The following is an 18,220-nucleotide window of genomic DNA, read 5'->3' as shown; positions in this document are numbered from 1 at the left end:
ATGGATGCCGCTAGCCCATGCCAATCAAGCCCTGCGCGTGGAGCAATACTCCACAATGAGCTGAGTGACCGCTGCCACCATCGTCTGATCCGCTTCAGGTGAGGCGAACAGCCGACATTGCGCATCCGGCAATGCCGGCAATCCTTGTTCAGCCCCGATAACCGCCAGCCCCTGCCCCAACTGACTGAGAGGCATGGGCGCTATCGCGAAGCCTGCCAGTGCCGCCGCCCGCAACCCGGCGGTGCTGCTGCACAACATTGCCGTGCGTTGGGCGATTCCCGCCTGCGCCAGCCTCGTCAACGCGGCTTCGCGATAAGGGCACGGCGCGGGGAACAGGGCCAGCGGCAACGGCGTCGGTAATCGGGTAACGGGTTGCGCCGACCACGCCCACACCAGCGGCTCTTGCCACAGCAGCAACCCCGCTTCGCTGGTTTCGCACAACGAACCGATGACCACGTCCAGTTGCCCTTGCTTCATCAGCGTCAGCAACGAACCGGGGATGTTCACCTGCACCTCGATTTCCATCCCGGGGTACTGCGCCGCGAAATCCTGAACAGTGCGCAGCAATCGAGACTCGACAAAATCTTCGGACAACCCGATCCGCAACCGCCCGTGAAACGGTGTGCGTGTCAGGTCAGTCCAGGCATCACGGTTCAGCGCGAGGATCGTGCGTGCATAAGCGACCAGGCGCTCGCCATCGGCCGTCAGTTGCTGGGAACGGGTGGTACGCGTCAACAGCGGCTTACCAATCTGCTCTTCCAATCGCCGCACATGACCACTGACCGCCGACTGAGTCAGGTGCAGCTTCTGGGCGGCACGGCTGAAGCCGTCTTCATCGACGACCGTGACAAATGTCTTGAGCAGCAACGTGTCGAACATAGTTTTATTCATGATTAATCTAGTTGGAATTTACGATTTATATTTCAAATACAACTATGTTGCAATGCGTCACCTGCCCCGCCCTCATCATTCAAGGTGTGCCATGACAACCCTTCTGCATATTCAATGCTCTCCACGCAAACAGCGCTCGGCTTCCCTTGAAGTCGCTCGCAGTTTCATTGCGCGTTATCAAGCAAACACCCCGGACACAGAAATCGTCACCCTCGACCTCTGGAACATGGCGCTGCCGGAATTTGATGATGTGGCGATGGAGGCCAAATACGCCGGGCTCAGTGGCACGCCGTTGACCACAGCGCAACAGGAGGCCTGGAACACGTTGAAAGAACTGGCTGCGCACCTGCACCGCGCGGATGTACTGGTGATGTCCGTACCGCTGTGGAATTTCAGCATCCCGTACAAACTCAAGCACTTCATCGACCTGGTATCGCAGAAGGACATCTTGTTCAGCGTTGACCCGGAGCGCGGCCTGGAAGGCATGCTGCACAACAAACGCGCCGTGGTGATGTACGCCCGCGGCCTGGATTTTTCGGCGCAGTCGATCACACCCGCAGAACGCTTCGACTTTCAGAAGCCCTACGTGGAAGCCTGGCTGAGATTTATCGGCGTCACCGATGTGCATTCGGTGATTGTGGAGAAAACCATCCTGGGGGAAGACGTTGACCTGCGTGCGCGTGAGGCCGCGACTCAGCAGGCCAGGCGCCTGGCAGACCGCTTCATCCCCTCCCCGCAATAATGGCAGCAGGTATCTGAGGGTTTTGAAGCACGGCCTGCGAGACTAAACCCTTATGGCCGTTCTCTGCTGTCCGAACAGGTCGACTGGCACGATTTGATGCCGAGCAACGTATAGACAGGGCAAAAACGGAAAATGCCTGTGGCCAGCGGCACTAAACCTATCCAGCCCCATACGCCGATCACCCCGGACAGACTGAGGCCAATGAGAAGCAGACCGGCGACAATGCGCAGGGTTCGATCAATGGTTCCGACATTCGCTTTCATGGCGATCTCCCGATCAATGGTTGCGCCGGGTCTCCAGCGCAGTAAACAACAACATGCCGGCCAGCATGGCCAACATGAATACGATTATTTGCCAGCGTCCTGTCAGCAGAATGGCCACTGCGGGGCCTGGACAGATGCCTGCTATTCCCCAGCCGATGCCAAACAACAGGCTCCCGCCAATCAGGCGCGGGTCCAACTCACGTTTGATCGGTAGCTGCATTGGCTTTCCCAGCAGCGAACTGGATTGTCGGCGTGCCCAGCTCAGCGGGCCAATGGCTATGCCGATTGCGCCGACCATGACCAACGCCAAGGAAGGGTCCCAGGCACCGGTCAGATCCAGGAAAGCGAGTACTTTGCTCGGGTTGGCCATGCCGGCCAGAAGCAGACCCAAGCCGAACAGCAGACCTGCAATGAATGCACTCAGTTTGGTCATGTCCAACCTCCCAGAAGATGACGCAGGACAAACACTGTGGCGAAACCACTGAACATGAAGCACGCAGTGGCAACCATCGATCGCGGCGAAAGGCGCGATATGCCGCACACCCCATGGCCACTGGTGCAACCTGACCCGTAGCGTGTGCCGATGCCCACCAATACACCGGCGACGATCAGCCCGAACCAGCCAGTTTTGAATTCGATCTGCGGCAGCGTGGCGAACAAGCCCCATAGAATCGGTGCGATGAGCAGGCCCAGGAGAAAAAGTGCTTTCTCACTCACCCCTTCGCTCCCCCGCTGTAAAAGACTGCCGATCAGACCGCTGATGCCTGCGATACGCCCGTTGGCGACGACGAAAAGACTGGCCGCCAGACCAATCAGTGCGCCACCGGCAAGGGATGACCAGGGGGTGAAGTTAAGCCAGTCGACATTCATGAAGATTCTCCGGCACGAAATGGTTGATAGAGGGTTTGGATGACTGCCAATGCAGCGGGACTGCCGATGCGATTGAACACCGGCTTTGCGTCACGGCGGCGTATGCACATGACTAAATAGCTTTCACTAGCAAGGCCACCGCCACCACCATGGAAACTGCGGCGAAGCCTTTTTGTAAGTGTGGACCCGCCAGCCGTGCAGCGATCAGACGCCCGCACACCATTCCGACCAATGCTCCAATGGAAAACGGAAGGGCGACCGCCCACTGCAAATGCCCGGCTGCGGAGCTTGCAGCAACGCCGGAAATGGAAACCAGCGCAATAACGGCAAGAGACGTTGCAAGCACCGACTGCGCTGTCAAATTGGTGTATCGCTGGAGTGCCGGCACCATCACAAAGCCACCGCCCACGCCGAGCAAGCCGGAAAGCCCACCCGCGACAATGCCGGAAACGGTGAGTGCCCATGCACACGGCCCCGTCCAGTTCAGCTTTCCCCGGTTCACATCCAATAGACAAGGCGGTGGTTTGGATGTGACGGGGGTCTTCGACTCCGTGGAGGGAGTGAGCGATCGTTGATAGACCCGGAACGCAACGTACATCAGCACGAAGGCAAACATGATCGTCAACGGACGGTTAGGCGTGCGCTGCGCCAGCCAAAGGCCAAGTGGAGAACAGACGATGCCCGCGCCTGCAACTAAAAGCGCCGCTTTATAGCGGACGGTGCCGTTTTTGAGCCCCATTACGGCACCCAGGGTCGCGGCTAAACCGACAGCCAGTAAACCGATTGGCCCTGCCTCGGCCATGCTCAATCCCACTCCAAACACCAGTAATGGAACAGCCAGTATTCCTCCACCGGCGCCGGTCAGCGCCAGAATGACGCCAACAGTAAGCCCGAGCAGTAAGACGACGGTCATCTCAGTCTCCTTGCTTTCAGGTCTGATTTCATACGTCAGCCAACTCAGGTTTCGCCATCCACTCATGGCCCTTGAGCATTCCCTTCCAATACAGCGGTGGAAGAATCCGCTCTTTGAGCAGCCATGCCAGCCTCGATGGCCGGGTACCGTCAATCAGCCAGGATGGAAAGCTGGGGGCGACCTTGCCGCCATAGGTGAACTCAGCCAGTACGATCTTGCCGCGTTCAACCGTCAGCGGGCAGGAGCCGTAACCGTCGTAATGGGCACTGCCTTTGGCTTTACCCATTGCGGCCAACACATTATGGGCAACGACGGGCGCCTGCTTGCGTGCTGCAGCCGCGGTCTTGGCGTTGCTGGTGTTGGTGGCGTCGCCCAGCGCGTGAATATTGACCCAGGTTTTATGCCGCAGCGTGGCTGGGTCGACATCAATCCAGCCCGCCGCGTCAGCGAGAGGGCTGACGCGAATGAAATCGGGTGCAATCTGCGGTGGCACCACATGAAGTAGATCGAAGTCGCGCGTAACAAGATGGGCGCTGCCATCCGGGTTGACGCAGTTGAACGTTGCAGTCCGTGCAGGCCCATTCACGCTGGTGAGTGTGTTGCCGAAATTCAGGTCGATACCATAGGCCTTGATGTATTCCATGAGTGCGGGCACGTAGTCGGGAACTCCGAACAGCACCGCGCCGGCGCTGCAAAACTCGATCTCGACCTTATCCAATACACCGGTACGTTTCCAATGATCGGCAGATAAGTACATGGCTTTTTGCGGCGCCCCGGCACATTTGATCGGCATGGGCGGTTGCGTGAAAATGGCTCGGCCACCACGCAGTTGTTGCACCAGTTCCCACGTATAGGGGGCGAGTTGATACAGGTAGTTTGAGGTCACGCCGTTGCGGCCCAGGGTGTCCGACAAACCTTCGATTGCATGCCAATTGAGCTTGAGGCCAGGGCACACGATCAGTTGCTCGTATTTGACGACTCTGCACCCATCAAGAATGACGGCATTTCTCTCGGGTTCGAAAGCAGCGACCGCCGACTTGATCCAATGCACACCGCGAGGGATGGTCGTGCCCATCGTTCTGGCAGTTTGTGGCGCATCGAAGACTCCACAGCCGACAAGAGTCCAGCCAGGCTGGTAGTAGTGCACATCGGCCGGGTCGATGATGGCAACGTCGAGTCCGGGTTCTCGTGCCAGCAAACTGGAAGCGGTCGCGATACCTGCCGCACCGCCCCCGATAATGACCACGGTATGCTGCGCCTCGGCCACTTCGACCGGCGTGCGCCCCTGATTCGCGATCCGGCGAATGACGCCTTTCATATCGAACCCGGCTTTTTTGGCCGTCTCGACGATCTGTGGCAGGGGTTGCTGGCCCGCTTGTGACAGTGCCCACATCGTTGTCGAGCGCATGCCGGAACGGCAATAGGCCAACACCGGCTTTGGCAGTGTTTCAAGGAGCTTGCCGAAGGCAATACCTTGCTCGTCAGTGACTTTGCCTGACTCTGCGGGGAGGTAGTGCGCCTCGATGCCGGCCGCTTCGGCGGCTCGTTTGATTTCGGCAAACAAGGGCTGATCACTGCCTTCGCCATCGGGACGGTTACACACGACGGTGCGAAAACCGGCTTCTTTGAGTTCAGCCAATTGGTTGGGGAAAATCTGTTCTGATACCGACAGTCCGGGCGCAAGGTGGCGAATGTCCATAAGGATCTCCGTTATGGGTATTTTTCTTATGCGTTTTCTGGGAAAGGCAACGTCAGGCGACGTTGAGCGGGATTTTCAGGTAGCGCGTTCCGTTCGCTTCAGGCTCGGGCAAGTGCCCTGCTCGCATGTTGACCTGAACCGATGGCAGGATCAGTGTCGGCATTTCCAACGATGCATCACGCTTTGTGCGCATCGCCACAAACTCCTCTTCGCTGATGCCATTACGCACATGAACGTTGTGCGCGCGCTGGTCTGCAACGGTGCTGACGAACTGCACCTCGCGGCCACCCGGCTGGTAGTCGTGACACATGTACAGCAAGGTATTGGCCGGCAGACTCAGCACCTTGTTGATTGACTGGAACAACGTGCGCGCATTGCCGCCGGGAAAGTCACAGCGTGCAGTACCGTAGTCGGGCATAAACAAGGTATCGCCAACGAAGGCAGCCGTTTCGATCCCATCGCTGATGACATACGTCATACAGGCGGGTGTATGGCCGGGTGTATGGAGCGCGTGGCATTGCAGCGTGCCAATGGCAAACGGCTCGTCATTGACGAACAGGTGATCGAACTGGCTTCCATCGCGGGCCATATCGCGACCTGTATTGAACAGCGTGCCGAACACCTCCTGCACCGTAGAAATCTGACTGCCGATCCCTATTTTCCCACCGAGCTTTTCCTTCAGGTAGGGCGCGGCCGTCAGGTGGTCTGCGTGGACGTGAGTCTCAAGAATCCAGTCGACCCTCGCATTGAGTTCCTTCACCCTCGCAATCAACTTGTCGGCAGACGTTGTGCTGGTGTGGCCGGACTTAGGGTCGTAATCAAGTACGCTGTCGATCAAAGCGCAGTGGTGGGTCGCCTCATCCAGCACAAGATAGCTGACGGTATTGGTAGCAGAATCGAAGAATCCTTCGACGTGAAGTTTTACACTCATTGGCCTGTCTCCTTAGGGGGCTTTTACCAAGCCGCTCACACTGAGGCAGATATAGCAATAAGTCTGCCAAGCCCGACCCGCACAAAAATATGCTCCTACCTATTTGATTTCATTAAGTTTATTTTTTCAGTATGGTTTTAGTTCTTCTACATTCACCTGGATTTACTGCCATTGGCAGTGCTTGTTGACAGAGGTGGCAGTGCCACAACAGGATGGATGGATTCTCAGGAGCCACGATGAAGATTATCCTGCCCGCCCCACCCCACTCACTCCCGCACTCGGATCAAGTGCAGTCACTTGTTTCGTTTCTTGAGTACGAACCCCAGCCGATGATCGTGCTCGATCCGGACTACAACATTCTGGCTGCCAACACGGCCTATCAGCGGCAGTTTGGCAGCGCTGACAAGCCCTTTATCGGCCATAAGTGTTATCAAATCTCACACCATTACGATGTCCCCTGTGATCAGGCGGGTGAGAACTGTCCGATGAAAAAGGCGCAGGAAATGCGCGGACCGGATCGCGTTTTGCACATTCACCACACGCCTCGCGGTCCTGAGCATGTCGACGTCGAATTACGCCCGATTCTAGATGAGCACGGTATTATTACTGCCTATGTGGAGCGTCTGACACTGGTTCGCAGCGCATCAGCGCGGCCCAGCAACGAAGGGTTGGTCGGCCGTTCACCCGCCTTTAACCGGGCCCTGTCGGAGCTGCAGCGGGTGGCACCCTCAATGCTGCCGGTGCTGCTGCTCGGTGAATCCGGTACGGGCAAAGAACTGTTCGCCCGCGCCGTACATGAAACCAGCGAGCGGGCCACTGGACCCTTTGTCGTCGTTGATTGCTCTGGCTTGACTGAAACGTTATTTGAGAGCGAGCTGTTCGGCCATGAAAAAGGAGCATTCACCGGTGCCACCATGCGTAAGCCTGGCCTGGTTGAAACGGCCCAGGGCGGCACGTTGTTTCTCGATGAGATTGGCGATGTTCCGCTGGCGATGCAGGTGAAACTGTTGCGCCTGATCGAATCGGGCACCTATCGCCGTGTCGGGGGTGTCGAGACCCTTCACGCTAACTTCAGGTTAATTGCGGCGACCCACAAACCACTGGAAAAAATGATGGAGAAAGGTGAGTTCAGGCAGGACCTGTACTACCGCATCAGCGCCTTCCCCATTCAGTTACCTCCCTTGCGCGACCGAATTGAAGACATTGGGTTGCTGGTGAATTCATTTCTGCAACGCGCCGGTTCAGGCAAGCGCCGACTGACAATAGACGCTGATGCGCTGACGCAATTGCAGCGGTTTTCCTGGCCCGGCAATATCCGTGAGTTACGCAATGTTCTGGAAAGAGCCAGTCTGTTTGCTGACGATGGTGTGATTCGCTCCATACATTTGCCTCAGGTATCCGTGGTGGCATCTGCTCAGGTCTCGACTTCAACTGCTTTCGATGGCAGCTCGCTGGTACAGGAACTGGCTACTTTCAAAGGTACCCGCGCTGAACTGGCCAAGCACCTTGGAATTAGCGAACGTACTTTGTACAGACGATTGAAAGAACAAGGTTTGGCCTAGTAGTGAGTGCTCACGCCGTAAGACTGCCAATGACTGCCAACCCTGGCAGATTGGCAGCGCACTGACCTGCCAACACATTTCACGCATCGCTGGATTAGTATCTAACCGCCTGTTTTAAAACGATAAAAACTTACTTCTCCCCTTGGCATGCCGTGTGCTAACTGCATAGTCATGACCATTTCCGACAAACGACTGCGACGCCATCTGCTCACAGCAGTAGTGATCAAGCTACTGGTGCTGACAGTGCTGTGGTGGCTGTTCATCCGGGATTCGCACGTCAGTGTCGACTCGAACACCATCGGAAACCGTTTCGGTGTACCCACCTCGACTCAAGGGGCAAGCAAGTGATTTCAGAACACCTGGTGGATTTGTCTCGGCTGCAGTTTGCAGCCACAGCGCTTTATCACTTTCTTTTTGTACCGCTCACGGTTGGCATGGTCTGGCTGCTGGTCATCATGGAAAGTGTCTATGTGATGACCGGTAATGTTATCTGGAAAGACATGACGCGCTTCTGGGGCAAGTTGTTCGGCATCAACTTCGCCCTGGGGGTGACTACGGGCATCACCCTGGAATTCCAGTTCGGTACCAACTGGGCGTATTACTCGCATTACGTCGGCGACATCTTCGGAGCCCCACTGGCGATCGAGGGCATGATGGCGTTCTTTCTTGAATCGACCATGATCGGCCTGTTCTTTTTTGGTTGGGATCGTCTGAAGAAAGAGCACCACTTGCTGGTCACGCTGCTGATGGCGATTGGTACAAACCTTTCAGCCTTGTGGATTCTGATCGCCAATGGCTGGATGCAGAACCCGGTAGGTTCAGAATTCAGTTACATCACCATGCGCATGGAGATGGTTGATTTTTGGGCAGTGGTTTTCAATCCGGTAGCACAGGCCAAGTTTGTGCACACCGTCTCAGCCGGTTATGTCACCGGTTCGATGTTTGTGCTGTCGATTTCCAGTTGGTACTTGCTCAAGAATCGTGATGTCGAGTTTGCCAAACGCAGTTTCCGGGTGGCGGCGGCCTTTGGTCTCGCATCAGTGCTGAGCGTGATCGTGTTGGGTGACGAGTCGGGTTACACGGTGGGTGAGGCGCAGCAAACCAAGATGGCAGCCATGGAGGCCATGTGGGAAACGAAGCCTGCTCCGGCGGGCCTGACATTGGTGGCCAGTATTAATGAAGCCGAGTCCAAAAATAACTGGGAAGTTGAAGTGCCGTGGCTGATGGGCCTGATTGGCACACGATCAGTCAGCAAACAGATTCCAGGCATTCATGAGATCAAAGAAAAGAACCGCGCTCGAATTCTCCGAGGTATTACCGCCGTCAATGCCCTTGAAGCCGTCAGAGCCAATCGCACCGATTCGGCAGCTCTGAAGACATTCGATGAATACAAAACCGATCTGGGCTTTGGCCTGTTGCTCAAGAAGTATGTCGAGGACGTCAACCAGGCCACGCCGGCCATTATCGAAAAGGCCGTAAACGATACCGTACCGCGCGTGACACCTATGTTCTGGGGGTTCCGGATCATGGTCGCGCTAGGTTTTGCCATGCTTGTGCTCTTCGGACTTGCCTTTTGGAGCACCTTGAAGTCGACCTGCACACGACGCCGCTGGTTACTGCGTTGGGCGCTCTGCATGCTGCCTGCGCCATGGATTGCCTGCGAGCTGGGCTGGTTCGTCGCTGAATACGGCCGCCAGCCCTGGACCATTTACGGCGTGCTGCCGACCCACATGAGCGTATCCACGCTTAGCGTCAACAACCTCTATGGCTCGCTGGCGGGATTCATCGTTTTCTACACCGTGCTGCTGGTGGTTGAAATGTTCCTGATGGTCAAGTTTGCCCGTCAAGGTCCTGGCAGCCTCGGAACTGGCCGTTATGTACACGATGCCCATTTGAAGGAACTCCACCATGCTTGATTACTTCACCCTGAAAATTATCTGGTGGGTGCTGGTCGGTGTATTGCTGATCGGCTTCGCCATCATGGATGGCCACGACATGGGGGTCGGCACGCTGCTGCCCTTTGTCGGCCGCAATGACATGGAGCGGCGCGTCGTTATCAATACCGTCGGTCCGCATTGGGATGGAAATCAGGTCTGGTTCATTACTGCGGGTGGCGCTTTGTTTGCGGCGTGGCCTGTGGTGTATGCCACCGCATTCAGCGGATTCTACTGGGCGATGATTCTGGTCCTCTGGGCGCTGTTCTTCCGCCCGGTGGGTTTTGACTATCGCAGCAAGATCCACAACTCCACCTGGCGCAGTACTTGGGACTGGGGACTCTTTGTGGGTGGAGCAGTGCCGCCTCTGGTGTTCGGGATTGCGTTTGGCAACCTGCTGCAAGGTGTGCCGTTCCAGTTTAACGACCTGCTGGTTTCGACCTACACCGGCAGCTTCTGGCAACTGCTCAACCCCTTCGCGTTACTCACCGGCGTTGTAAGCAGCGCAATGATCACCCTGCAAGGTGGTGCTTATCTGGCACATCGCACTGAAGGGGTTATCCAGGCGAGGGCAATCAAAGGCGGGGTGGGTGCAGCGATCGTGCTCGTGTGTTCATTTATCGTTGCCGGCATCTGGCTGCAATGGATTGATGGCTATCGCATTACATCGGTAGTTGATACGGCAGGACTGCCTGACATTCTCAGCAAGTCCGTGGTGCGCGAAGCGGGAGCCTGGATGGCCAACTATGGCCATTATCCTTTGCTGTGGCTGCTGCCCGCACTGGGATTGATCGGCGCAGCAGGTGCCGCCGTGCTGTTGATGGCGCGCCATACACTTTCAGCGTTTATTGCGTCATCGCTTTCAGTCATCGGTGTTATCTGCACGGCCGGCGTATCGATGTTTCCGTTCGTCATGCCGTCATCAACGATGCCTGCGGCAAGTCTTACCGTGTGGGACAGCGTCGCCAGTCACTTAAGCCTGGCCATCATGTTCTGGGCCGCGTTGATCTTCATGCCACTGATTGTGCTTTATACCTCGTGGGCTTATCGCGTCATGCGGGGCAAGGTCACCGTTGCACAGATCAAAGCCAACGAACATTCTGCCTATTAGTGCCGGCAAAGGAGTAATGAACATGTGGTATTTCGCCTGGATGCTGGGGGTCGGTTTTGCATTGCTACTGGCTATATTGAACGCGATGTGGGGCGAGAACGAAGTTGGCCGAGCCTTGAGCGACAACGACGAGACGCTGTCATGATGCCGCGCGTCGCTAACCCTCAACCAACCTCACACCTTCATTTGCCGAGTTTGGTGATCGCTTTAGCAATCATGCTCGCTTGTACGCTCTATCCTCCCATGATGGCCGCTCCTGACGGGAAGCCTGACCACGCGCTGGCTACAGCATTATTCGCAGCCATGAGCGTGGCCTTTGTGAAAGGTGTGGGTTTTGTCCCGCGGATGCTCGTCTGGCGCTGGCTTCTCTCAGGCTGGACTTGTTTCGTGTTACTTGCCGTTGCTGGCTGGGTAAAGTTTCTACAGTGAGGACTGACGACACGATTTGATCTGATTCTTCAACATAAGGAACTGAGGCCGGTCAGATCATGCTCAGATCGGCCAGCGCCGCTCGCTCACTGATGGGTATTTCGCCAAGCTAACGAGTGACTGCCGCCCTCCTGGTCCCCGCAAACGCACTCGTCCCCAGCCAGCGCCACAGGTTTTCCGCGTCCTTCACCGCGCCATCCACACGCAGTTCTTGCGACTCAAGCACCTCCCGCGGTGTGCGGTCGCCCGCCCACACTTCGGTCAACGCGCGCACGCTGGAGTCCACGACCAGCGTCAGCTCGCGGCCCGGGTCATCGCGGCATAGATCCGCCACGCCCTGCTCCACCACCAGCCACCAGGCTTGCTCGCCGGGCCGCGCGTCGCGGAACGTGAACTGGATGACTACCGGTCGCGACGGAAACGTCTCAATGCGCACGAACCGCCGCACATCCCACATCAGCAGGCCGGCGTCGAGTTGGTCATCGCGCAGGCGACTGCCGATCCAGCGCGCTCCCCAGTGCCCCAGCGCCATGATGATGGGGCGCAGTTCCTCGCCCGCCGCGGTCAGGCTGTACTCCCAGACTTTGCCGGTGGCCGTGCGGTGTACGACGCCGATGTCTTCCAGATGGCGTAGCCGTTGTGCCAGCAGATTGGTGGACATTCGGGGGACGCCACGGTGCAGTTCGTTAAAGCGTTTGCTGCCGCACAGCAGCTCGCGCACCACCAACGGTGTCCAGCGCTCGCACAGGGCTTCAGCACCGCGGGCGACTGTGCAGAACTGGCCGTAGCTCTCTTCCATTGCCTGGACTCCGCAACTGCAACGCTTCACTTTTTGAACTAGCCCGGCCCCTTCGCCACGCGCACGCTCAAGCCTTCGAAAGCCAAAAGCCAATGGAGAACGCCATGACCAAGGTAGCCATCATTCAGCGACCGTCCGTGCTGCTCGATCGCAGCGCGACGATCGCCCGGGCCGTGCAATCGGTCGCCGAGGCGGCGGCAGCAGGCGCCTCGCTGATCGTTTTGCCCGAATCGTTCATTCCCGGTTACCCGTCGTGGATCTGGCGACTGGCGGCGGGCAAGGACGGGGCTGTCATGGGCCAGTTGCACACGCGGCTGCTGGCCAACGCGGTCGATATCGCCAACGGTGATCTGGGCGAATTATGCGAAGCCGCCAGGGTTCACGCCGTGACGATTGTGTGTGGCATCAATGAATGCGACCGATCTACGGGAGGCGGCACGCTCTATAACAGCGTAGTCGTTATCGGTGCGGATGGCGCAGTGCTCAACCGCCATCGCAAGCTGATGCCGACCAATCCGGAACGCATGGTGCATGGCTTCGGTGATGCGTCCGGGTTGCGTGCGGTCGATACACCGGTCGGCCGCGTCGGTGCGCTGATCTGCTGGGAAAACTACATGCCGCTGGCGCGCTATTCCCTGTATGCCCAAGGGGTGGAGATCTATATCGCGCCCACCTATGACACCGGCGAAGGCTGGATCAGCACGATGCGGCACATTGCACTTGAAGGCCGCTGTTGGGTGCTCGGCAGCGGCACCGCGCTGCGCGGCAGTGACATTCCCGAGGACTTTCCAGCGCGTATGCAACTGTTTGCCGATCCGGACGAATGGATCAACGATGGCGACTCGGTGGTGGTCAGTCCTCAAGGCCGGATTGTGGCCGGCCCCTTGCATCGGGAGGCCGGCATTCTGTATGCGGACATTGACGTCGCACTCGTGGCGCCGGCGCGACGGGCGCTCGACGTCACCGGGCATTACGCGCGCCCTGACATTTTCGAACTGCACGTGCGGCGCTCGCCAGCGATACCGGTTCGCTACATCGACGAGTGAAGACAGGCATCCGTGCTGTATCGGCCATTGATAAAGGAGTCATGCCATGAGCATTGAACGGTCGTACAAAGGCAGTTGTTTCTGCGGCGCAGTTGTTTCTGCGGCGCAGTCGAGTTCACCGTCAGCGGTGAACCGGCCGCAATGGGCTATTGCCATTGCGAGTCGTGTCGGCATTGGTCAGCAGGACCGGTCAATGCCTTCACGCTGTGGAAACCCGACGCGGTGCAAGTGACTCGGGGTGCCGACAACATCGGCACCTACAACAAGACACCGCGCAGCTACCGCAAATGGTGCAAGACGTGTGGCGGGCACCTCTTTACGGACCACCCCGAGATGGGGCTGATTGACGTGTATGCCGCGGTCATTCCGGATCTCGCGTACTCGCCGGCTGTCCACGTGCACTATCAGGAGACGGTGCTGCGGCTCAAGGATGGATTGCCGAAGCTGAAGGATGTTCCCGGCGAATCAGGGGGATCGGGGATCATCGTGGAGGAATAGTGCTGGCAAAAGAAGTGTCCGGGATTGCAGCTTATGCCGGTTGCTACCTGATCGGCGCTCAAGCAGCGGCACAACTGAAAACGGGCACCGTAAAGGCGCCCGTTTTTTTCGGTGTAGTCGCGTACATCAACCGATACGGCTTCAACGCCCGGCCAGGCAGCAGACCGATTCAGCCTCGCGGGTCAGTACGGGTTTTTTGATCCCGAGGAAGCCGCGTTACTCAACCCTTTCGCGTTGTGATCGCCTGGAGTCGAGGTCGAAATCGCACCGGCTTTGGTGACGCCGCGCGTATCTCTGGATTGGGCGATGCCTGAAGTCGTTGAGCCTTTACTGCGATCACCGTTGCGTTCACTGCCATAGTGGTTTCCGCTTTCACCACGGTCGCGAACGGCCTTGCCGGCATGATCGCTGGACAGTCCCTTTCCACGGCCACTGCTGTCAGCGTTGCCGGCGTGACCGGACCCGCTGTGACCGCCACCCGTGCCACCGCCATGGCCACCTCCATTGCCACCGCCGTTACCGCCACCACCACCACCACCACCACCCTCTTTCGCATAGGCGGAGTTCATGACGGACAGGTCAACGGGGAGCAATGGCGCAGCCGCAAGCATCAGGGCGCAGGACATGACAGCAAAAAGACTCTTGTTCTTTAAAAGCATGGTGGCTTCCGTAGGTTGATATCGCATGCCATAGGACGCAAGAATCCCATTTCGGTTCCTGGCCCTGCGACGGACGGACTGCAATGGATGCGGGCTCTGATCAGCATCAGAGCCTGGAATGAATCACGAGGCTTTTGTGAGTGGATTCCAATCGCATTCGCCACTCAAGCGCTAATCAAACGCACCGTTCAACACTTCATAAATCAGCCCGGTGGCCAGCGCCACCAAGATCAAATCGGTCCCCGCTTGCTGCCATTCGTATCCGTCGTAATGAGGCAGCCTGCCAACCAGGCGGCCATCCAGTTTTTTGGCAATGCCGGGGGGCAGCGGCTTACCGCGCGCGAGGTTCTTTTGGATGCCCGGTGGCAACGCAGGGCCGGGGCTCCAGTAGTCCCGATAGCCGCCGACAATCCCCAGAATACTGTTGTGATTGATACTCGGGCCATGACCCCATTCGCCGCCCCCGGCGTTTTTGCCTTGGCCGGCCTGGCCTCCCTGGTTGCCATGGGCCTGGCCGTTTTGCGGGTTTCCCTTGCCGTTCCCCTGGCCTTTTCCATTACCTGGATCGGCCAATGCCGTTGCCGAGCCGCAGACCAGTGCAAGACTTGTAACAGCGGCAATCAATGAGCGTGATGTGAACATTGGGTCGTTCCTTCAGTCAGGGGGAAATATCCCTCGTTAAAATTTAGTCGTTATTGAGGAGATTGGTTCCCTTCCCGTCGCCAAAAGTATTTAACCGATAACAATGACTTCAATGTCCATTGGTCGAAGCAGACTTGCTCTATAGATTCATTAAACCTATCTTCGAATCTACAGACCCAGAAAGAGCTATTGATTATGGCAGTCCCCCTCCAGGAACAAGCCTTTACCAAAACCCAATGCGTAACAGGCCTGCGCGCTGCCGTCGGCATCCTCGAAAAGTGGAGCGCCTCCAGCGATAAGGCTTGTCGCATCTTGCGCATTTCCCGCAGCACCTACACCCGCGCCCGGCAGCGCGATCCCGCATGGTCCGTGACGCTCGATTCGGACCAGATGCAGCGCATCAGCTTCGTGCTCAACATCCACGCCGCATTGCGCCTAGTCTTCGACAACCCGGACAACGTCTACGGCTTCCCGTCGATGGCCAACCACAACGAGTTTTTCAATGGGCGCAGTCCGCTGGAGATCATGGCTCAGGGCGACATGATTTCCTTGTATGAAACCTTCAAGCGCATTGACGTGCTGCGTGGTGCGCAATGGTGACGGTGAGCGAACTGGCAGAACTGGCTGGCGAACAGCTGCAGGCTTATCGACTGGTCAATTCGAAGTTTCCACCGATTGCGATGTTTGATGACGTGGCGGATGCGGACGAGTTCGAGGTGCTGTATCAGATTCAGGCGCTGACCAATCCCCGGTTGAAAAATGAAGTGGGTCATCTTGAGTTGATTGCGCGGGATCAAATCCCGTTCGGCATCCCTGGCTGCTCTTATGCGACGGCGCCGTTTACTCACGTCAACCCGGCGGGTTCGCGGTTCAGCGATGGCCGTTTTGGGGTGTTGTACCTGGCGGACTCCATGGACACGGCATTGGCCGAGGTTCGGCATCACCAGAGTCTTTATTGGTCAAATGTGCCGAGCCTCAATTATGAGCGGTTTGTGTTCCGGGGGTTGTCCTGCGCCTTCGTGGATGTGGCAATGAAAGACGCTGCTGCCATTGCGCTGACTGATCCGGTTTATGACCCTGACGACTACACGCACTCGCGGCGCTTGGGCAGGTCCGTCAAAGAGGCGCGCTGTCCAGGAATTCGTTACCACTCGGTGCGGATGCAAGGCAGTTATTGCTGGGCGCTGATGACGCCCAAGCCGGTTCTATCAATCATTCAAACAGCGCATTACGAGATGGTCTGGAATGGTCAGGTCACCAGCGTCAGCAAGATCAGCGAGGCTTGAAACGATCGTCTGATCGTCTGATCGAATTACACTGAAGCTGCGTTGCACGGGCCTACCCATTGTCGTATTGGGCGGGCGTTACCACCGGTTTGCACCCAGGTTTACATCACTCCACGCACCGTTTTGGCGTGATCCGGATTTCCCGATGCAGGTTATCTCCCGTGAGCTCGTCGGCGTGCCACGCGGGTTCTTTGCCTGCGCTCAACTCGACAGGGTATGGTCCGGTCGGTGCCAAGGCGGCCTGTGCCCGAGCGATGAAAGCATCGGTGCTTCGGGTGTCTGTGCCGGAAAGAAGGCCCGAGATCTTCGAAAAGTGCTTTGTATGCCAAGGCTTTGTCGAGTTCCCGATCTTGCACACACGTATCGTAGACCGCGCTGTTGACAGGGCCAGCCTCCAGGCAGGGTTCGCGGTAGACCGGGGTGACCGGTGGAGGCGGACTGGAACAGCCGGCGATGAGCACGCTTGCCAATACCGACAACCAAACCAAGGGCGACACGATGGTGGATGTTTGAGACGCGCAGGTGTAGATGTGATTCAAAGTACCGTCCTTGGAGGCTGTGGCGAATTATGGTTGCGGTTTTCTATTGACCAGCGAGACGCCGCCGTCTTTACGCTTGATCGGTATCAGCCCGGATCACAGGCAGTTTAGGGGCATGCGGTGTCAAGGAGCCGAAGACCGCGCGCTCGAAGCGTTGCGTTTTCGTCGTGCCTCTTCATCCTCCGCCAGTGCCTGACGCACCAGCGCCCGAGCCGCCCAAGCGGCGGCGTCGAGTGATTCTGCGACGCTCGCGCGGCTGATATCGCGCACGGCGATCAACGCCTCGGTGCCCATGACGATCGACAGCGCCTGCTTCAATCGCTTTCGCGCCCGAGGTGAGAGCACGTCCTTCAGCGAGTCGACAATCGGCTCGATGTAGCTCATGCGTCGGCCTGGTCGCAGTGCCTCACGGGATTCGTTTTCGAGCCACACCGTCATGAACGAACGTTCCATCACGTGCAGACCAATCTCGTCGTCGATCAACAGTTTGTTCAACGCGTTCGCCGCCAGACCGATGCCCTTTACCGGATCGTCCCCCGGCCGCCAGATCTGCTCCAGCGGCGTCATGTCTCGGTCTGCCGCCGTCTCGCTGATCAACGCCTCCGTCGAGGGAAAGTAGCGATACGCCGTGGCGCGCGACACCATCGCCCGCTCGGCCACTTGCGCAACCGTCGGGTTATGGCCCTCGTCGCGCAAGGCGATGGCGGCATCGATCAGCGCCTGACGCGTGCGGCGCTTCTGGTTGTCGCGGCCCTGATCGCCGTCTCCGCTGGACGGGCTTGACTTGGAAATTGGCATGGAGTAAATGAGATCCTGTCTTGTCGTGAGACACGAGTCTCATCATAGACACTCGATATCCAACCCACAAGAAGTCGCACGCAGGAGCGCCTGACGACTTCAAATCAATTGTTTGAGCAACTGAACGCGCCCCAGGGCGCATGAGGTGAATGCCATGAATCACACACCCCGTTCCCGGACCTGGTTTCGGCTCGCTGCCCTCTACTTTGCCATTGGCGTGATGCTGGGCGTGGCAATGGGCGCTTCCGGCGATCATTCGCTCTTCGCGGTACATGCCCATATCAATCTGTTGGGATGGGTGTCGATGGCCCTGTTCGGCATCATCGGCACAGCCCACCCGTCCATCACCGAAGGGCGCGTGGCCGCAGCGCAGTTCTGGATATACAACGTTGGCGTCCCCCTGATGCTCGGCGCGCTGACGCTGCGGCTCAAGGGCTTCCCCTCAGTCGAGCCGTTGATTGGCGTCGCCTCGCTCCTCATCGGTTGCAGTGTGCTGCTGTTTGTGTGGCTGGTGTTCTCGCGCATCGGTGTGAAAACCGTGTACCTGAGCAGCCCGACAGGCGAATCGCGCCTGTCTTGACGCGCCAAACACGTCCCCGCTTTTTGGG

22 protein-coding genes and 1 pseudogene are annotated in these 18,220 nt (G+C 57.8%); 12 read left to right on the top strand and 11 right to left on the bottom strand.

The features are described 5' to 3' along the window. Window positions 1-24: 24 nt before the first annotated feature. Window positions 25-879, bottom strand: coding sequence for a LysR substrate-binding domain-containing protein (locus tag HP062_RS02025; protein ID WP_172792526.1), 855 nt, complete (start codon window positions 877-879; stop codon window positions 25-27). A 103-nt stretch (window positions 880-982) separates the two neighbouring features. On the opposite strand from HP062_RS02025, the gene HP062_RS02020 reads away from it, so the two are divergent. Beyond that, window positions 983-1,633, top strand: a complete 651-nt coding sequence (locus HP062_RS02020; protein WP_172790713.1) for an FMN-dependent NADH-azoreductase — start codon at window positions 983-985, stop codon at window positions 1,631-1,633. Window positions 1,634-1,683: 50 nt separating this feature from the next. On the opposite strand, the gene HP062_RS02015 is transcribed toward HP062_RS02020, so the two are convergent. The 6 genes from HP062_RS02015 to HP062_RS01990 all read right to left on the bottom strand — a co-directional run bounded on the left by HP062_RS02015 (window position 1,684) and on the right by HP062_RS01990 (window position 6,309). Further along, window positions 1,684-1,896: a DUF2892 domain-containing protein gene (locus HP062_RS02015; RefSeq protein WP_010459248.1), complete on the bottom strand. Its 213-nt coding sequence runs from the start codon at window positions 1,894-1,896 to the stop codon at window positions 1,684-1,686. 13 nt (window positions 1,897-1,909) lie between these two features. Next, the gene (locus HP062_RS02010) at window positions 1,910-2,329 is read right to left on the bottom strand and encodes a DUF6691 family protein (protein WP_172790712.1); all 420 of its coding nucleotides are present in this window, start codon (window positions 2,327-2,329) and stop codon (window positions 1,910-1,912) included. Then, the gene (locus HP062_RS02005; RefSeq protein ID WP_010459244.1) at window positions 2,326-2,766 is read right to left on the bottom strand and encodes a YeeE/YedE family protein; all 441 of its coding nucleotides are present in this window, start codon (window positions 2,764-2,766) and stop codon (window positions 2,326-2,328) included. The genes HP062_RS02010 and HP062_RS02005 overlap by 4 nt, the downstream gene beginning before the upstream one ends. 112 nt (window positions 2,767-2,878) lie before the next feature. Continuing rightward, window positions 2,879-3,679, bottom strand: coding sequence for a sulfite exporter TauE/SafE family protein (locus HP062_RS02000; RefSeq protein WP_172790711.1), 801 nt, complete (start codon window positions 3,677-3,679; stop codon window positions 2,879-2,881). Window positions 3,680-3,707: 28 nt separating this feature from the next. Further along, complete coding sequence (locus HP062_RS01995) at window positions 3,708-5,378, bottom strand: bifunctional protein tyrosine phosphatase family protein/NAD(P)/FAD-dependent oxidoreductase (RefSeq protein ID WP_010459240.1); 1,671 nt, start codon at window positions 5,376-5,378, stop codon at window positions 3,708-3,710. Between the two features lie 52 nt (window positions 5,379-5,430). Continuing rightward, window positions 5,431-6,309, bottom strand: coding sequence for an MBL fold metallo-hydrolase (locus HP062_RS01990; protein ID WP_145309493.1), 879 nt, complete (start codon window positions 6,307-6,309; stop codon window positions 5,431-5,433). Window positions 6,310-6,545: 236 nt separating this feature from the next. Here HP062_RS01990 and HP062_RS01985 point away from each other — a divergent pair, with 236 nt between their 5' ends. The 6 genes from HP062_RS01985 to HP062_RS01965 all read left to right on the top strand — a co-directional run bounded on the left by HP062_RS01985 (window position 6,546) and on the right by HP062_RS01965 (window position 11,345). After that, window positions 6,546-7,871, top strand: a complete 1,326-nt coding sequence (locus HP062_RS01985; protein ID WP_172790710.1) for a sigma-54-dependent Fis family transcriptional regulator — start codon at window positions 6,546-6,548, stop codon at window positions 7,869-7,871. A 147-nt stretch (window positions 7,872-8,018) separates the two neighbouring features. After that, complete coding sequence (gene cydP, locus HP062_RS31385; RefSeq protein WP_331460111.1) at window positions 8,019-8,219, top strand: cytochrome oxidase putative small subunit CydP; 201 nt, start codon at window positions 8,019-8,021, stop codon at window positions 8,217-8,219. After that, complete coding sequence (locus HP062_RS01980; RefSeq protein WP_010459231.1) at window positions 8,216-9,787, top strand: cytochrome ubiquinol oxidase subunit I; 1,572 nt, start codon at window positions 8,216-8,218, stop codon at window positions 9,785-9,787. Before cydP ends, HP062_RS01980 begins: the two co-directional genes overlap by 4 nt. Continuing rightward, the gene (gene cydB / locus HP062_RS01975) at window positions 9,780-10,916 is read left to right on the top strand and encodes a cytochrome d ubiquinol oxidase subunit II (protein ID WP_172790709.1); all 1,137 of its coding nucleotides are present in this window, start codon (window positions 9,780-9,782) and stop codon (window positions 10,914-10,916) included. Before HP062_RS01980 ends, cydB begins: the two co-directional genes overlap by 8 nt. A 22-nt stretch (window positions 10,917-10,938) precedes the next feature. Next, window positions 10,939-11,061 (top strand): cytochrome bd-I oxidase subunit CydX, encoded by a 123-nt coding sequence (gene cydX / locus HP062_RS01970; RefSeq protein WP_010459227.1) that lies wholly within the window; start codon window positions 10,939-10,941, stop codon window positions 11,059-11,061. Further along, window positions 11,058-11,345, top strand: a complete 288-nt coding sequence (locus tag HP062_RS01965; protein WP_010459225.1) for a cyd operon YbgE family protein — start codon at window positions 11,058-11,060, stop codon at window positions 11,343-11,345. Before cydX ends, HP062_RS01965 begins: the two co-directional genes overlap by 4 nt. Window positions 11,346-11,454: 109 nt before the next feature. On the opposite strand, the gene HP062_RS01960 is transcribed toward HP062_RS01965, so the two are convergent. After that, window positions 11,455-12,144 (bottom strand): helix-turn-helix domain-containing protein, encoded by a 690-nt coding sequence (locus HP062_RS01960; protein WP_010459223.1) that lies wholly within the window; start codon window positions 12,142-12,144, stop codon window positions 11,455-11,457. 104 nt (window positions 12,145-12,248) lie between these two features. Here HP062_RS01960 and HP062_RS01955 point away from each other — a divergent pair, with 104 nt between their 5' ends. After that, on the top strand, window positions 12,249-13,190 hold the full coding sequence (locus HP062_RS01955; protein WP_172790708.1) for a carbon-nitrogen hydrolase family protein: 942 nt from the start codon (window positions 12,249-12,251) through the stop codon (window positions 13,188-13,190). Window positions 13,191-13,236: 46 nt separating this feature from the next. Beyond that, window positions 13,237-13,688: pseudogene (locus HP062_RS01950) on the top strand (GFA family protein). A 182-nt stretch (window positions 13,689-13,870) separates the two neighbouring features. Here the strand turns inward: HP062_RS01950 and HP062_RS30880 are convergent. Together HP062_RS30880 and HP062_RS01940 are read right to left on the bottom strand one after the other, a co-directional pair. Beyond that, the gene (locus tag HP062_RS30880) at window positions 13,871-14,347 is read right to left on the bottom strand and encodes a hypothetical protein (RefSeq protein ID WP_172790706.1); all 477 of its coding nucleotides are present in this window, start codon (window positions 14,345-14,347) and stop codon (window positions 13,871-13,873) included. Window positions 14,348-14,518: 171 nt separating this feature from the next. After that, window positions 14,519-14,989, bottom strand: a complete 471-nt coding sequence (locus HP062_RS01940) for an anti-virulence regulator CigR family protein (RefSeq protein ID WP_145309503.1) — start codon at window positions 14,987-14,989, stop codon at window positions 14,519-14,521. A 195-nt stretch (window positions 14,990-15,184) separates the two neighbouring features. Between HP062_RS01940 and HP062_RS01935 the strand changes: the two genes are divergently transcribed. Together HP062_RS01935 and HP062_RS01930 are read left to right on the top strand one after the other, a co-directional pair. Next, on the top strand, window positions 15,185-15,589 hold the full coding sequence (locus HP062_RS01935) for an antitoxin Xre-like helix-turn-helix domain-containing protein (RefSeq protein WP_172790705.1): 405 nt from the start codon (window positions 15,185-15,187) through the stop codon (window positions 15,587-15,589). Then, complete coding sequence (locus tag HP062_RS01930; protein WP_010459214.1) at window positions 15,583-16,275, top strand: RES family NAD+ phosphorylase; 693 nt, start codon at window positions 15,583-15,585, stop codon at window positions 16,273-16,275. The genes HP062_RS01935 and HP062_RS01930 overlap by 7 nt, the downstream gene beginning before the upstream one ends. Window positions 16,276-16,937: 662 nt before the next feature. Here the strand turns inward: HP062_RS01930 and HP062_RS01925 are convergent. After that, a complete protein-coding gene (locus tag HP062_RS01925; RefSeq protein WP_077750378.1) occupies window positions 16,938-17,612 on the bottom strand; it encodes a TetR/AcrR family transcriptional regulator in 675 nt (224 codons plus the stop codon). Window positions 17,613-17,766: 154 nt separating this feature from the next. On the opposite strand from HP062_RS01925, the gene HP062_RS01920 reads away from it, so the two are divergent. Continuing rightward, window positions 17,767-18,192 (top strand): hypothetical protein, encoded by a 426-nt coding sequence (locus HP062_RS01920; protein WP_145309509.1) that lies wholly within the window; start codon window positions 17,767-17,769, stop codon window positions 18,190-18,192. Window positions 18,193-18,220: the final 28 nt, after the last annotated feature.

The organism is Pseudomonas sp. B14-6, assembly GCF_013260315.1.
Taxonomy (GTDB): Bacteria; Pseudomonadota; Gammaproteobacteria; order Pseudomonadales; family Pseudomonadaceae; genus Aquipseudomonas; species Aquipseudomonas mandelii.
Note: the sequence above shows the minus strand (reverse complement) of the source record. Positions and strands in the feature narration are given on the sequence as shown.

What these genes read in the sequence shown, in the direction of transcription:
- HP062_RS02025 (WP_172792526.1), bottom strand. Translation starts at nt 879, where the DNA reads ATGTTCGACACGTTGCTGCTCAAGACATTTGTCACGGTCGTCGATGAA.
- HP062_RS02020 (WP_172790713.1), top strand. Translation starts at nt 983, where the DNA reads ATGACAACCCTTCTGCATATTCAATGCTCTCCACGCAAACAGCGCTCG.
- HP062_RS02015 (WP_010459248.1), bottom strand. Translation starts at nt 1,896, where the DNA reads ATGAAAGCGAATGTCGGAACCATTGATCGAACCCTGCGCATTGTCGCC.
- HP062_RS02010 (WP_172790712.1), bottom strand. Translation starts at nt 2,329, where the DNA reads ATGACCAAACTGAGTGCATTCATTGCAGGTCTGCTGTTCGGCTTGGGT.
- HP062_RS02005 (WP_010459244.1), bottom strand. Translation starts at nt 2,766, where the DNA reads ATGAATGTCGACTGGCTTAACTTCACCCCCTGGTCATCCCTTGCCGGT.
- HP062_RS02000 (WP_172790711.1), bottom strand. Translation starts at nt 3,679, where the DNA reads ATGACCGTCGTCTTACTGCTCGGGCTTACTGTTGGCGTCATTCTGGCG.
- HP062_RS01995 (WP_010459240.1), bottom strand. Translation starts at nt 5,378, where the DNA reads ATGGACATTCGCCACCTTGCGCCCGGACTGTCGGTATCAGAACAGATT.
- HP062_RS01990 (WP_145309493.1), bottom strand. Translation starts at nt 6,309, where the DNA reads ATGAGTGTAAAACTTCACGTCGAAGGATTCTTCGATTCTGCTACCAAT.
- HP062_RS01985 (WP_172790710.1), top strand. Translation starts at nt 6,546, where the DNA reads ATGAAGATTATCCTGCCCGCCCCACCCCACTCACTCCCGCACTCGGAT.
- cydP (WP_331460111.1), top strand. Translation starts at nt 8,019, where the DNA reads ATGCCGTGTGCTAACTGCATAGTCATGACCATTTCCGACAAACGACTG.
- cydB (WP_172790709.1), top strand. Translation starts at nt 9,780, where the DNA reads ATGCTTGATTACTTCACCCTGAAAATTATCTGGTGGGTGCTGGTCGGT.
- cydX (WP_010459227.1), top strand. Translation starts at nt 10,939, where the DNA reads ATGTGGTATTTCGCCTGGATGCTGGGGGTCGGTTTTGCATTGCTACTG.
- HP062_RS01965 (WP_010459225.1), top strand. Translation starts at nt 11,058, where the DNA reads ATGATGCCGCGCGTCGCTAACCCTCAACCAACCTCACACCTTCATTTG.
- HP062_RS01960 (WP_010459223.1), bottom strand. Translation starts at nt 12,144, where the DNA reads ATGGAAGAGAGCTACGGCCAGTTCTGCACAGTCGCCCGCGGTGCTGAA.
- HP062_RS01955 (WP_172790708.1), top strand. Translation starts at nt 12,249, where the DNA reads ATGACCAAGGTAGCCATCATTCAGCGACCGTCCGTGCTGCTCGATCGC.
- HP062_RS30880 (WP_172790706.1), bottom strand. Translation starts at nt 14,347, where the DNA reads ATGCTTTTAAAGAACAAGAGTCTTTTTGCTGTCATGTCCTGCGCCCTG.
- HP062_RS01940 (WP_145309503.1), bottom strand. Translation starts at nt 14,989, where the DNA reads ATGTTCACATCACGCTCATTGATTGCCGCTGTTACAAGTCTTGCACTG.
- HP062_RS01935 (WP_172790705.1), top strand. Translation starts at nt 15,185, where the DNA reads ATGGCAGTCCCCCTCCAGGAACAAGCCTTTACCAAAACCCAATGCGTA.
- HP062_RS01930 (WP_010459214.1), top strand. Translation starts at nt 15,583, where the DNA reads ATGGTGACGGTGAGCGAACTGGCAGAACTGGCTGGCGAACAGCTGCAG.
- HP062_RS01925 (WP_077750378.1), bottom strand. Translation starts at nt 17,612, where the DNA reads ATGCCAATTTCCAAGTCAAGCCCGTCCAGCGGAGACGGCGATCAGGGC.
- HP062_RS01920 (WP_145309509.1), top strand. Translation starts at nt 17,767, where the DNA reads ATGAATCACACACCCCGTTCCCGGACCTGGTTTCGGCTCGCTGCCCTC.